Origin of the sequence: Pantoea sp. OXWO6B1 (assembly GCF_001641135.1) — a bacterium.
Taxonomy (GTDB): Bacteria; Pseudomonadota; Gammaproteobacteria; order Enterobacterales; family Enterobacteriaceae; genus Pantoea; species Pantoea allii.
The window spans coordinates 1884548-1896752 of record NZ_LWLR01000001.1; the positions used below are offsets into that span (position 1 = coordinate 1884548).

Consider the following 12205-nt stretch of genomic DNA (forward strand, 5'->3'; position numbering starts at 1 on the left):
TTTTACCATTCCTTACCCAGTGAACCGGGCAAATGTGACAAAGTAGCTAAACTTAGTACAGGTACTGAGCGCAAAAAGGAGAATAAAATGAATAAAGTGGCACAGGAGTATCACGATTCGTTGGCGGTATTAACCGAACGTCTTCGCCACGGCGATCGCGATCTGGATACATTGGTGGAAGATCGGCGTCGTCATTTACGTGCGCACTCAGATCTGACACCAGATGAAGTCGATCGGGCACTGGCCTCGGTGCGTCGCGATTTAGCCGAGTTCGGTCGTAACTATGCAGAAGCGGAAGAACCGGTGGCGGATTCGGTCTTTATGCGCGTGATCCGCGAAAGTATCTGGAAAGAGCTGGCAGACATCACGGATAAAAGCCAGCTGGAGTGGCGCGAAGTCTTCCAGGATTTACAACATCACGGCGTTTACCAAAGCGGTGAGGTGGTGGGGCTGGGCAATCTGGTGTGCGAAAAATGTCACTTTACTCGCGCGATTTATACGGCGGAAACCCTGTCACGCTGTCCGGAATGCAATCACGATCAGTTTTATCGCCAGCCATTTGAGCCCTGACAGAAACAGGCGGGCACCGTGCCCGCCTGGTTTTTAGTGCAGAATTTTTGCCAGGAAATCCTTCGCCCGTTCAGACTGCGGATTATTAAAGAAGTCCTCTTTTTTGGTGTCTTCGATAATTTTGCCTTCGTCCATAAAAATGACCCGGTTCGCCACCTTACGAGCAAAGCCCATTTCGTGGGTGACGACCATCATGGTCATGCCTTCCTGCGCCAGTTCCACCATGACGTCCAGCACTTCATTGATCATCTCAGGATCGAGCGCCGATGTCGGTTCATCAAACAGCATGGCAATGGGGTCCATGCAGAGCGCCCGGGCAATCGCCACGCGCTGTTGCTGACCTCCCGAGAGTTGTCCGGGAAACTTGTCGGCATGAGCAGACAGACCCACGCGGGTCAGAAGCTTCAGACCTTTATCGCGGGCAGCCGCCTTATCCCGCTTCAGCACTTTTACCTGTGCCAGTACCAGGTTGTCGATAATGCTCAGGTGAGGGAACAGCTCGAAGTGCTGAAACACCATGCCGACTTTGCTGCGCAGCGTAGCCAGGTTGGTTTTTTTATTGTTCACTTCGGTGCCATTCACCGTAATGCTGCCTTGCTGGATCGGCTCCAGACCATTGACGGTTTTAATCAGGGTTGATTTGCCTGAACCCGACGGCCCGCATACCACCACCACTTCACCTTTTTGTACCTCGGTAGAGCAGTCGGTCAGCACCTGAAATTGACCATACCACTTGGAAACGTTTTTCAGGTTAATCATTTAAACCGTCCTTTTTCTTTTTAGATAGCTGACCAACAGTGATGCGCTCAGGCTGATCACAAAGTAGACCAGACCAGCAAACAAAATCATTTCTACCTGGGTACCGTCACGTTCGCCAATAGTGGACGCGGTGCGGAAGAAGTCAGCCAGACTCAGGACATAAACCAGCGAGGTATCCTGGAACAACACGATGCCCTGAGTCAGTAACAGCGGAACCATGGCGCGAAACGCCTGGGGTAAAATAATCAGTCTCATCGACTGCCACTGCGTCATTCCCAGCGCCAGCGCAGCGCTGGACTGCCCCCGTGCGATGCTGATAATCCCGGCACGAATGATTTCAGAGTAATAGGCGGCTTCGAACAGGGAGAATGCCACCATGGCTGAGATCAGACGGATATCGGTCTTGGGCGAAATCCCCAACACCTGCTGTAAAAAGCTGGGTACAACCAGATAGAACCACAGCAGCACCATCACAAGCGGCACCGAGCGGAACAGGTTGACATACAGCCTGGCAAACCAGCTGATGGGCTTGAAGGTGGACAGGCGCATTACCGCCAGCAGCGTGCCCCAGAGGATGCCAAACACAACGGCGGTTATGGTGATCTTGAAGGTGATGACCAGGCCACTAAGCAGATAGGGCAGGCTGGGAGGAATAGAACTCCAGTCAAATGCGTACATCATTTGCCTCCCGCGTTGCCAGGCAGACGCACTTTGCGTTCAACCAGGCCCATCAGCAACATAATCACCAGATTAATTGCCACGTAAGCCAGGGTAATCGCGGTGAAGGATTCATAGGCGTGCGCGGAATAGTCCAGCAGTTTTCCTGCCTGTGCCGCCATATCAACCAGACCGATCGTCGAGGCAATCGCCGAGTTTTTAACCAGGTTAAGCATCTCTGACGTCATCGGCGGCACGATAACCCGATAAGCATTGGGCAACAGCACGTAGCGATAGGTTTGTGGCAGCGTCAGCCCCATGGCCAGCCCGGCGTTCTTTTGGCCGCGCGGCAGCGACTGAATGGCGGCACGTACCTGCTCGCAAACGCGTGCAGCGGTGAACAAGCCCAGACAGATGACTGAGGAGATAAAGAACTGCAGGTTAGGGTCCAGTTCTGACTTGAACCACATACCGAGATTCTGTCCCACCAGCTCTGGCGCAACCAGATACCAAAAGAAGAACTGAACGATAAGGGGGATATTACGAAACAGTTCTACATAGCAGGTTCCTATCGTGGATAACAGGCGATTAGGGACAGTACGCAGAATGCCAAAAAATGAACCTACACAGAAAGCAATAATCCAGGCACAGCAGGAGACGGCTATCGTCACCTGAAAACCGGACCACAACCAGCCGAGATAGGTGGTATTACCGAACGGGGCCTGTTCGAGAAATATGCCCCAGTTCCAATCGATACCCATAACGAGCTCCGGTAAAAAAGGGTAGCAGAGCTACCCTGAAGATTGATGAGCGACTTAATTCGCCTGATTCGGGGGAACGACCCGTGCAGGCTGTCTGTCCACGTCGCAGTTTCAGCAATCGAGAGGGCGACAATGCCGCCCTTGTTATCGTTGTTAATTCAGTGCCTTGTCATTAGGCGTTTTGAACAGCGTTTTCATGTCATCAGACAGTTCAAAGTTCATGTTCAGGTTTTTAGGCGGGATAGGCTGCTTAAACCAGATATCAAACCATTTTTCTGCCTGGCCTGAGGTCTGGGCTTTCGCAATGGTGTCATCCACCAGGGTTTTGAACTGTGGATCGTCTTTGCGCAGCATACAGCCATAGGCTTCTTTAGACTGCGGCGTACCCAGGATTTCCCAGTCGTCAGGCTTTTTCGCTTTGGCACGTTCGCCAGCCAGCAGCGCATCGTCCATCATAAAGGCCACGGCACGGCCGGTTTCCAGCGTGCGGAACGAGTCACCATGGTCTTTCGCGCTGATAATGCGCATATCCATTTTTTTCTCGTCGTTCAGTTTGTGCAGCAGCACTTCTGAGGTGGTGCCTGAGGTCACGACGACAGTCTTACCTTTCAGATCGTCGAAATCTTTAATCGGACCGCCTTTCTTGACCAGCAAACGGGTGCCGATAACAAAAATGGTATCGGAGAATGCCGCCTGTTTCTGGCGTTCAAGGTTATTGGTGGTGGAACCGCATTCGTAATCGTATGTGCCGTTCTGCAACAGCGGAATACGGTTTTGCGATGTAATAGGGATCATTTTAATTTGCAGATCGGGCTTATTCAGTTTGGCTTTAATCGCGTCTGCAATGGCATTGGAATAAGCCTGAGAATAACCAACCACTTTTTGCTGGTTGTCGTAATAAGAAAAGGGAACTGATGATTCACGATGCCCGATGACAATGACGCCATTGTCATTGATTTTCTTCAGGGTACCGCTCAGATCTTCCGCCTGGGCCGCTCCCGCTGCTGCGCTTAACAGCAGAAGAGATAATGCCACTTTGCGTAATTGCATGTTCCAACTCCTTCATGTGGAAATTGCACAGGATCTACCCCTGTACTGATTGTGATGTTGTGTGTATTTTGCGCTGCTTTTCTTGTTATCCCTTCGCGCTTAAGCGCTGAGAATATTCACTAACATAGCGGATTGTTAACTCAATGAAACAAAAAAGTTTCTTTTTTGCGATGTCATTCGCACCAAAAAAAGGCAAATAAAGGCCAATGCACATAAAGGGTGCGCATCAGGACTCTTTTTGGTGCGCCGCGCCCGCTAACAGGCCTGAATGCCAGTGAATACAGAAACATTTTGCAATCATCGTGCCAAAATAAAATGACAATCCGGTGAAACGTTAGTTTTATTGCAGAAGCAGAAGCAGAAGCAGAAGCAGAAGCAGAAGCAGAAGCAGGAAGAGCAGGGAGAGAAGATGTGGCGAAGCCGCGCTTCGCCACAGGGAATTAGCGGTGACGCCTGATAAAGGCGATCAGCCCGGCCAACAGGGTGGCTAACCATACCGGCCAGAGACCGGCTCTGGAATAGGGGGTTTCACCGCGGGTGGGCGTTACCTTGTCCACTAAAACATCCCGGGTGAACTGCGGCAGAACTTTCTCCACATCGCCATCGGCATTCACCACGGCAGTCACACCGTTATTCGTGCCGCGCAGCAGTGGCCTGCCCAGTTCGAGTGCGCGCATGCGCGCCATCTGGAAATGCTGCCAGGGGCCAATCGAGTGACCAAACCAGGCATCATTCGAGACGGTTAACAGAAAGTTGGTATCCGGACGGAAGTTGGCGCGCACCTGTTCCCCTAAAACGATCTCATAGCAAATGGCCGTCGTCAGATGATAATTTGCCACGTTGAGCTGAGGCTGCAGATAAGCGCCGCGACTAAAGGCAGACATCGGCAAATCAAAGAAAGGGGCCAGCGGTCGCAGCAGGTCAGCCATGGGAACGAATTCACCAAAGGGCACCAGGTGGTGTTTCTGATAGCGGTTGGGGCTGAAGTAGTTATAAGGCTTCGGTCCGCCCAGAACGATTACCGTGTTGTAGTCATGGTAGCGATTCTGCTCCAGACGCGAATCCACGATACCAGTGACCAGCGAACTGCCGCGCGCGCGTAATTCATTATCCAGCGAACGCAGGAAAGGTTTCTGGTTACTTTCCAGATCGGTAATGGCCGACTCCGGCCAGATAATAATGGGGGCTTTGCCCATTAGTGGCTGGCTCAGATCGCTGTAAATACGCAGGGTATTCAGCAGCTGTTGCGGGTCCCACTTCATTGACTGGGGAATGTCGCCCTGCACCAGCGCCACATTGACTGCCCGTGCTGGCAGTGGTTGATACCACTGCAGATAGCGTAATGGCCAGCACAGGGCCAGTAATGCCAGCGCACCCACCAGGCTTTTAATATTGCGCTGCTGCAGGGCGTACACCAGTAACCCGGCAACGATCATCATCAGGAAGGTGATGCTTTCCACACCCGCCAGAGGCGCAATACCTTTCAACGGGCCGTTGATCTGGCTATAGCCAAACTGTAACCACGGAAATCCGGTTAATATCCAGCCGCGTAAAAACTCCGTTACCTGCCATAATGCGGGGGCCGCCAGTGCCAGCCGCCACAAGGTGGTTCGTGGCCAAATGCGGTTAAGCACCCCGGCAAACAGGGCCGGGTAAATCGCCAGATACGCCGCCAGCAGCACGACCAGGAATACGTTAACCGGCCCCGGCATTCCGCCGAAGGTGGCAATACTGACATAAACCCAGTTGATGCCGCTGCCAAAAAGGCCAAATCCCCAACTGAAACCGATGGCGCTGGCTTGTGGGCTGGTACGGTTTAAGGTCAGGATTTGCAACCCGCAGAGCGAGAGCAGAGCGGCAGGCCAGAAATCATAAGGGGAAAAGGCAAGCGTGCCACAGGCGCCGCTGAGTAAAGCCAGCAGCAGACGTACCCGCTGCCGCTGGTAAAGTGAGGCTAATGCCATAAAATTATTCGTCATCCAGTTGAGGTAGCGCCGAATTTTCCGGAATTTTTACATGAACCTGGATGATACGACGGCTGTCAGCCATGGCAACTTTGAACTGGTAACCATCGATGTCGATGCTTTCGCCACGCGCCGGTAGATGACCAAAGCCCTGCATGACCAGCCCGCCAATGGTGTCCACTTCATCATCGCTGAACTGGGTGCCAAACACCTCGTTGAAATCTTCAATCGGCGTGAGTGCACGAACGGTATAGGTCTGACGGTTAAGCTGACGGATATCACGATCTTCTTCATCGTCATATTCGTCTTCGATTTCGCCAACGATCAGCTCCAGAATATCTTCAATCGTGACCAGTCCGGACACACCACCAAACTCATCAATCACAATCGCCATATGATAGCGCTGCGAGCGAAACTCTTTCAGCATGCGATCAACACGCTTGCTCTCAGGGACAACCACCGCCGGTCGCAGGACTTTTTCCACGCTGAAAGCTTCAGATTCACTGCTCATAAACGGCAGCAGATCTTTCGCCATCAGGATGCCTTCAACATGGTCTTTGTCTTCGCTGATCACCGGAAAGCGAGAGTGTGCTGAATCGATAATTACACTCAGGCACTCTTCCAGGTTCTGATTTCGTTTTAGCGTAATCATCTGGGAGCGTGGGATCATGATGTCCCGCACGCGCTGTTCTGCAATATCCAGCACGCCCTCGAGCATGTCCCGGGTATCCTGATCAATCAGGTCTTTTTGATTGGAGTCACGGATAAGACCCAGTAGCTCATCACGGTTTTTAGGTTCACCGTGGAACAGTTGGTTGATTAGTAGGGAAAAAAATCCCTTTTTACTACTGGGTGCATCGCTGTTTTGAGAATGGTCGTCGCTCATGGCGGTTTTTAAAGATCTCTCTGGTAAGGAAATTACGCTGCCGGCCTGTTCGCCAGCAGCAGGATGGCCTGAATCACAGCTTCAGGTGTTTTCTTTCTCCGAAATGTACGGATCAGGATAACCAAGAGCAAGCATTATCTCTGTCTCAATACCTTCCATCTCTTCGGCTTCGCCGTCTTCAATGTGATCATAACCCAACAGATGCAGCGTGCCATGGATCACCATGTGCGCCCAGTGGGCTTCTGTGGTTTTTCCCTGTTCCTGCGCTTCCTGCTCAACCACCTGACGACAAATGATCAGGTCGCCTAGCAGCGGTAATTCGATGCCGGGCGGGGCTTCGAAGGGAAATGACAGCACGTTGGTCGGCTTGTCTTTGCCACGGTAGGTCAAATTAAGCTCATGACTTTCGGATTCATCCACCACACGAATGGTCACTTCACTTTCCGGCTGAAAGGGCATGACTGCCGCTTCCAGCCAGTGTTGAAACTGACTTTCCGTCGGTAAATTATCGGTCTGCTCGCAGGCCAGTTGCAGATCGAGGATCACGTCGCTCATGAATTCTCCTGGGCGCTGTGTTGGGCCGCAAGGGCGTCGCGTTTACGCTCTTCAGCTTGCTGATCACGACGTTTTTGATCGGCTTCTTCCCAGGCTTCATAGGCGGTAACAATACGTGCCACAACCGGGTGACGCACGACGTCTTCGCTGTGGAAGAAGTTGAAGCTGATCTCTTCAACCTCGGACAGCACCTCTATTGCATGGCGTAAACCGGACTTGGTGTGGCGCGGCAGGTCGATCTGCGTCACGTCACCGGTAATGACCGCTTTAGAGTTGAAGCCAATACGCGTCAGAAACATCTTCATCTGTTCGATGGTGGTGTTCTGGCTTTCATCCAGAATAATAAACGCGTCATTCAGCGTACGACCACGCATGTAAGCCAGCGGAGCCACTTCAATCACGTTGCGCTCCATCAGTTTCTCAACCTTTTCGAATCCCAGCATCTCAAACAGGGCGTCGTAGAGGGGGCGCAAGTACGGGTCCACTTTCTGGCTCAGGTCGCCCGGCAGAAAGCCGAGTTTCTCACCCGCTTCTACGGCAGGGCGCGTCAGAAGGATGCGGCGAATCTCCTGCCGTTCCAGCGCATCGACCGCGGCTGCCACGGCCAGATAGGTTTTACCGGTACCCGCAGGACCGACACCAAAGGTAATGTCATGGTCGAGGATATTCGCGATGTACTGTGCCTGGTTCGGCGTACGCGGTTTAATCACGCCACGTTTGGTCTTAATGTTGACCGCTTTGCCGTAGTCCGGCACGCTTTCCGCTGTTTGTTCCAGCACCCGGCTCTCTTTGATGGCCAGATGAATCTGTTCAGGTTCGATATCCGGGATCGCGCCGCGCACGGGCGCGGTATCGACATAGAGCGTTTTCAGGATATCAACGGCGGCATTCACACACAGCACCCGACCAACCAGTTTGAACTGGTTGTCGCGGCGATTAATCTCAATGCCAAGACGACGTTCCAGCTGTTTTACATTGTCATCAAACGGACCACACAGGCTCATCAGACGGCGGTTATCAGCCGGTTCAAGGGCGATTTCACGGGTTTCAATATTCAAACGAATCCTTTGGGTCACTCAGGGCCAGTTGAGAGGGTTTGCTGCTGCATCAAACGCCTTAAGCGGATGCATCGTAACGAAATTATTTATGCGGTAGCGCCGGGGCGCAAGCGTATGAAGTGATATTTGGGCGGCACAGGCAGAAACCAAGTGCAAAACAGCAGAATGTGCGGCAGCCAGTGCTGCGCCGCCGCACATAACGAGGGATCAGGGCTGGAAGACCCCGACGCCGATGTCATTTTCTTTACGGGTACGGGCAATAACAGACGCAGGGCTTTCCGCAACGCGTAAACCGAGTTCATCTTCCGTGCGAATCAGCTTCCCACGTAAGGAGTTGGTATACACGTCCACGATTTCGACGTCGGCAAATTTGCCAATCATCTCTACCGACCCTTCAAAGTTCACCACGCGGTTGTTTTCGGTCCGGCCTGTCAGCTCCATCACGTTTTTACGTGAGATGCCTTCCACCAGAATCCGCTGCACGCTGCCCATCATGCGGCGGCTGATCGCCATCGCCTGCTGGTTAATGCGTTCCTGCAGAATATAGAGACGCTGCTTCTTCTCTTCTTCGCTGACGTCGTCAGGCAAGTCCGCCGCTGGCGTGCCAGGGCGCGCTGAGTAGATAAAGCTGTAGCTCATATCAAAGTTGATATCGCCAATCAGCTTCATGGTTTGCTCAAAGTCCTGCTGGGTTTCACCCGGGAAGCCAATGATAAAGTCAGAGCTGATTTCAATATCAGGACGCGCCGCACGCAGTTTACGAATGATGGCTTTGTATTCCAGCGCGGTATGGGCGCGCTTCATCAGCGTCAGAATACGGTCAGCGCCGCTCTGTACGGGCAGATGAAGGAAGCTCACCAACTCTGGCGTATCGCGATAAACTTCAATGATGTCGTCAGTGAATTCAATCGGATGGCTGGTGGTGAAGCGAATACGGTCAATGCCATCAATGGCCGCGACCAGGCGCAACAGTTCAGCAAAGGTGCATACGTCGCCATCAAAGGTTGCGCCACGATAGGCGTTAACGTTCTGACCTAACAGATTGACTTCGCGTACGCCCTGCGCGGCAAGCTGCGCGATCTCCAGCAGAATATCGTCTGAGGGACGGCTGACTTCTTCACCGCGGGTGTAAGGCACCACGCAGAAAGTACAGTATTTGTTGCAGCCTTCCATGATGGAGACAAACGCGGTAGGCCCATCGGCGCGCGGTTCAGGCAAACGGTCAAATTTTTCGATTTCCGGGAAGCTGATATCGACAACCGGACTTTTGCTGCCGCGCACGGTGTTGATCATTTCGGGCAGACGGTGCAAGGTTTGTGGACCAAAGACAATGTCCACGCAAGGCGCACGCTGGCGAATATGATCCCCTTCCTGCGACGCGACGCAGCCGCCAACGCCGATGATCAAATCCGGGTTGCGCTCTTTCAGTTTTTTCCAGCGCCCCAACTGGTGGAAAACCTTCTCCTGCGCTTTCTCGCGGATAGAGCAGGTGTTGAGCAGCAGAATATCCGCCTCTTCAGCTTCCTCTGTCAGGGTGTAGCCGTGCGTGCTGTTCAGCAGGTCAGACATCTTAGATGAATCGTACTCATTCATCTGACATCCCCAGGTTTTGATATGCAGTTTTTTTGTCATCGAGCTAGCCATTAAATCAGTGCAGTGAAGTGCTGGGGGCGTATTGTAATGCTTTGCTGCGGATGTGACCAGCCTGAGGGCTTTTCTGATCGTGCCTGATTTTTCCGGTACACTTTGCAGTAAGACAACCGCGCTGAAAAGTGACGGCATATGAGAGGGATACAAGTTATGCAGGATAACCAGTTTGATGTGGTGATTGTGGGCGGTGGCATGGTCGGTGCCGCGCTGGCATGTGGGCTGATGCAGCACAAGTTCCGTGTGGCGGTCGTGGAGCGGGCAACGCCGCCACCTTTTGATCCACACAGCCTGCCCGATGTGCGTATCTCCGCTGTCGGTTCCTCTTCTGTGGCACTCCTGAAGCAACTGAATGTCTGGCAACGTGTTGAAGCGATGCGCTGTGCGCCTTATCGCAAACTTGAAACCTGGGAGTGGCAAACGGCGCAGGTCAATTTCGATGCAGAGTCGCTGGGGCTGCCTGAACTGGGCTATATGGTTGAAAATAACGTGTTGCAACGCGCCCTGTGGGAAGAAATGGAACAGCGCGGGGTTACGTTACTCTGTCCGGCGACCATGGACGATCTCCAGCCCTGCAATGGTGGCTGGACGTTGTCTTTAAGCGATGGGAACGCGGTGACGGCAGCGTTGGTGGTGGGCGCAGACGGCGCTAACTCGCAGGTGCGACAGATGGCCGGCATCGGTATTCATGGCTGGCGCTATGCGCAGTCCTGTTTACTGATCAGTGTGACCTGTGAACATCCTGCGGGTGACGCCACCTGGCAGCACTTTACCCCTCAGGGCCCTCGTGCTTTTCTGCCGCTGTTTGGTCATCATGCTTCTCTGGTGTGGTATGACTCTGCTGCACGCATTCGTCAGTTGCAGGCCATGCCGATGCCGCAGTTGGAAAAAGAGATCGCCAGCCACTTCCCGGCACGGCTGGGGCGTTTTCAGGCGCACGCAGCAGGAGGCTTTCCACTGGTCCGTCGTCACGCCTTACGCTATGTCTTGCCAGGGCTGGCTTTAGTGGGCGATGCCGCGCATACCATTAATCCGTTAGCAGGGCAGGGCGTGAACCTGGGTTATCGGGATATCGACGCACTGATGGATGTGCTGATTGACGCGCGTGGTAAAGCAGAAGCCTGGTCATCGGAACGGGTGCTGCTGCGTTATCAGCGCCAGCGTCGCAACGATAACCTGCTGATGCAGAGCGGGATGGACCTGTTCTATTTTACCTTCAGTAACCGCATTGGGCCGTTAAAGCTGGTACGTAATCTGGGATTGATTGCCGCTGAACATTCGGGCGTGCTGAAGCGTCAGGTATTACGATACGCATTAGGATTGTAAGCGCTCGCCACGCGTTGCACTGAGGTGATGCGTGGCTGTATCAGCAAATGCCAGATGCCAGATGCCAGATGCCAGATGCCAGATGCCAGATGCCAAAAACAACAAAGCCCGCAAAAGCGGGCTTTGTTGCTTAATTTGGCTGGGGTGCAGGGATTCGAACCCCGGAATGCTGGTATCAGAAACCAGTGCCTTACCGCTTGGCGACACCCCAATGGTGTCAAATCAAATTGTCTTAAAATGGCTGGGGTGCAGGGATTCGAACCCCGGAATGCTGGTATCAGAAACCAGTGCCTTACCGCTTGGCGACACCCCAAAAAAATGGTGGCTACGACGGGAATCGAACCTGTGACCCCAGCATTATGAGTGCTGTGCTCTAACCAGCTGAGCTACGTAGCCAAATTGTACTGCCTTTCGATGATGGCTGGGATACCTGGATTCGAACCAGGGAATGCCGGTATCAAAAACCGGTGCCTTACCGCTTGGCGATATCCCATTCGTCCACTCGCAGCCACGAGATTCATCGAAATTGGCTGGGGTACCTGGATTCGAACCAGGGAATGCCGGTATCAAAAACCGGTGCCTTACCGCTTGGCGATACCCCATCCATGCTGCCGAATCATGAAATGGTGCGGGAGGCGAGACTTGAACTCGCACACCTTGCGGCGCCAGAACCTAAATCTGGTGCGTCTACCAATTTCGCCACTCCCGCAGAAAAAAGATGGTGGCTACGACGGGAATCGAACCTGTGACCCCAGCATTATGAGTGCTGTGCTCTAACCAGCTGAGCTACGTAGCCATCTTTTTTTCGCGCAACCTTCATCGGCGTTGCGGGGCGCATTATGCGGAGTTGACTACACAGCGTCAACAAGTTTTTTGCCGTTTTTTGCCTTCAAACGCCTGTTTGTCTGGCTTATAACCAGGCTGATGCTTTATTCGGCAATTTTTCAGTGAATACAACGCCAATAACAAAAA

11 protein-coding genes and 7 tRNA genes are annotated in these 12205 nt (G+C 53.0%); 2 read left to right on the plus strand and 16 right to left on the minus strand.

Annotation, left to right across the window (positions count from 1 at the left end; translation table 11 throughout):
* Positions 1 to 87: 87 nt before the first annotated feature.
* Entirely contained in the window at positions 88 to 570 is a 483-nt protein-coding gene (locus A6A26_RS10985) for a zinc ribbon-containing protein (RefSeq protein ID WP_063878751.1), read from the plus strand.
* Positions 571 to 603: 33 nt separating this feature from the next.
* Here the strand turns inward: A6A26_RS10985 and A6A26_RS10990 are convergent, their stop codons facing one another.
* From A6A26_RS10990 to miaB, 9 genes are all read right to left on the minus strand, one after another.
* On the minus strand, positions 604 to 1329 hold the full coding sequence (locus A6A26_RS10990) for an amino acid ABC transporter ATP-binding protein (RefSeq protein ID WP_063878752.1): 726 nt from the start codon (positions 1327 to 1329) through the stop codon (positions 604 to 606).
* Positions 1330 to 2007 carry a glutamate/aspartate ABC transporter permease GltK gene (gene gltK, locus A6A26_RS10995; RefSeq protein ID WP_063878753.1) on the minus strand — a complete coding sequence of 226 codons (678 nt, stop codon included), beginning with the start codon at positions 2005 to 2007 and terminating at the stop codon, positions 1330 to 1332.
* On the minus strand, positions 2007 to 2747 hold the full coding sequence (locus tag A6A26_RS11000) for an amino acid ABC transporter permease (protein WP_063878754.1): 741 nt from the start codon (positions 2745 to 2747) through the stop codon (positions 2007 to 2009). The genes gltK and A6A26_RS11000 overlap by 1 nt, the downstream gene beginning before the upstream one ends.
* 153 nt (positions 2748 to 2900) lie before the next feature.
* Positions 2901 to 3797 (minus strand): amino acid ABC transporter substrate-binding protein, encoded by an 897-nt coding sequence (locus A6A26_RS11005; protein WP_063878755.1) that lies wholly within the window; start codon positions 3795 to 3797, stop codon positions 2901 to 2903.
* Positions 3798 to 4237: 440 nt separating this feature from the next.
* Positions 4238 to 5761: an apolipoprotein N-acyltransferase gene (gene lnt / locus A6A26_RS11010; RefSeq protein WP_063881130.1), complete on the minus strand. Its 1524-nt coding sequence runs from the start codon at positions 5759 to 5761 to the stop codon at positions 4238 to 4240.
* A gap of 4 nt (positions 5762 to 5765) precedes the next feature.
* Positions 5766 to 6647 (minus strand): CNNM family magnesium/cobalt transport protein CorC, encoded by an 882-nt coding sequence (gene corC / locus A6A26_RS11015; RefSeq protein WP_063878756.1) that lies wholly within the window; start codon positions 6645 to 6647, stop codon positions 5766 to 5768.
* Between the two features lie 81 nt (positions 6648 to 6728).
* Entirely contained in the window at positions 6729 to 7202 is a 474-nt protein-coding gene (ybeY, locus tag A6A26_RS11020) for an rRNA maturation RNase YbeY (protein WP_063878757.1), read from the minus strand.
* A complete protein-coding gene (locus tag A6A26_RS11025; protein WP_063878758.1) occupies positions 7199 to 8260 on the minus strand; it encodes a PhoH family protein in 1062 nt (353 codons plus the stop codon). The genes ybeY and A6A26_RS11025 overlap by 4 nt, the downstream gene beginning before the upstream one ends.
* Before the next feature lie 207 nt (positions 8261 to 8467).
* Positions 8468 to 9892, minus strand: coding sequence for a tRNA (N6-isopentenyl adenosine(37)-C2)-methylthiotransferase MiaB (gene miaB / locus A6A26_RS11030; RefSeq protein WP_063878759.1), 1425 nt, complete (start codon positions 9890 to 9892; stop codon positions 8468 to 8470).
* Positions 9893 to 10060: 168 nt separating this feature from the next.
* Here miaB and ubiF point away from each other — a divergent pair, with 168 nt between their 5' ends.
* Positions 10061 to 11233 (plus strand): 3-demethoxyubiquinol 3-hydroxylase, encoded by a 1173-nt coding sequence (ubiF, locus tag A6A26_RS11035; protein ID WP_063878760.1) that lies wholly within the window; start codon positions 10061 to 10063, stop codon positions 11231 to 11233.
* Positions 11234 to 11369: 136 nt separating this feature from the next.
* Here ubiF and A6A26_RS11040 read toward each other — a convergent pair.
* The 7 genes from A6A26_RS11040 to A6A26_RS11070 all read right to left on the minus strand — a co-directional run bounded on the left by A6A26_RS11040 (position 11370) and on the right by A6A26_RS11070 (position 12029).
* Positions 11370 to 11444: transfer RNA gene (locus A6A26_RS11040), tRNA-Gln, on the minus strand.
* 27 nt (positions 11445 to 11471) lie between these two features.
* Positions 11472 to 11546 (minus strand) — tRNA-Gln (locus A6A26_RS11045).
* 6 nt (positions 11547 to 11552) lie between these two features.
* Positions 11553 to 11629: transfer RNA gene (locus A6A26_RS11050), tRNA-Met, on the minus strand.
* Positions 11630 to 11651: 22 nt separating this feature from the next.
* A tRNA-Gln gene (locus A6A26_RS11055) sits at positions 11652 to 11726 on the minus strand.
* Positions 11727 to 11760: 34 nt separating this feature from the next.
* Positions 11761 to 11835, minus strand: a tRNA-Gln gene (locus A6A26_RS11060).
* Positions 11836 to 11857: 22 nt separating this feature from the next.
* Positions 11858 to 11942 (minus strand) — tRNA-Leu (locus tag A6A26_RS11065).
* Positions 11943 to 11952: 10 nt separating this feature from the next.
* Positions 11953 to 12029, minus strand: a tRNA-Met gene (locus tag A6A26_RS11070).
* Between the last annotated feature and the right edge of the window lie 176 nt (positions 12030 to 12205).

What these genes read in the sequence shown, in the direction of transcription:
- A6A26_RS10985 (WP_063878751.1), top strand. Translation starts at nt 88, where the DNA reads ATGAATAAAGTGGCACAGGAGTATCACGATTCGTTGGCGGTATTAACC.
- A6A26_RS10990 (WP_063878752.1), bottom strand. Translation starts at nt 1,329, where the DNA reads ATGATTAACCTGAAAAACGTTTCCAAGTGGTATGGTCAATTTCAGGTG.
- gltK (WP_063878753.1), bottom strand. Translation starts at nt 2,007, where the DNA reads ATGTACGCATTTGACTGGAGTTCTATTCCTCCCAGCCTGCCCTATCTG.
- A6A26_RS11000 (WP_063878754.1), bottom strand. Translation starts at nt 2,747, where the DNA reads ATGGGTATCGATTGGAACTGGGGCATATTTCTCGAACAGGCCCCGTTC.
- A6A26_RS11005 (WP_063878755.1), bottom strand. Translation starts at nt 3,797, where the DNA reads ATGCAATTACGCAAAGTGGCATTATCTCTTCTGCTGTTAAGCGCAGCA.
- lnt (WP_063881130.1), bottom strand. Translation starts at nt 5,761, where the DNA reads ATGGCATTAGCCTCACTTTACCAGCGGCAGCGGGTACGTCTGCTGCTG.
- corC (WP_063878756.1), bottom strand. Translation starts at nt 6,647, where the DNA reads ATGAGCGACGACCATTCTCAAAACAGCGATGCACCCAGTAGTAAAAAG.
- ybeY (WP_063878757.1), bottom strand. Translation starts at nt 7,202, where the DNA reads ATGAGCGACGTGATCCTCGATCTGCAACTGGCCTGCGAGCAGACCGAT.
- miaB (WP_063878759.1), bottom strand. Translation starts at nt 9,892, where the DNA reads ATGACAAAAAAACTGCATATCAAAACCTGGGGATGTCAGATGAATGAG.
- ubiF (WP_063878760.1), top strand. Translation starts at nt 10,061, where the DNA reads ATGCAGGATAACCAGTTTGATGTGGTGATTGTGGGCGGTGGCATGGTC.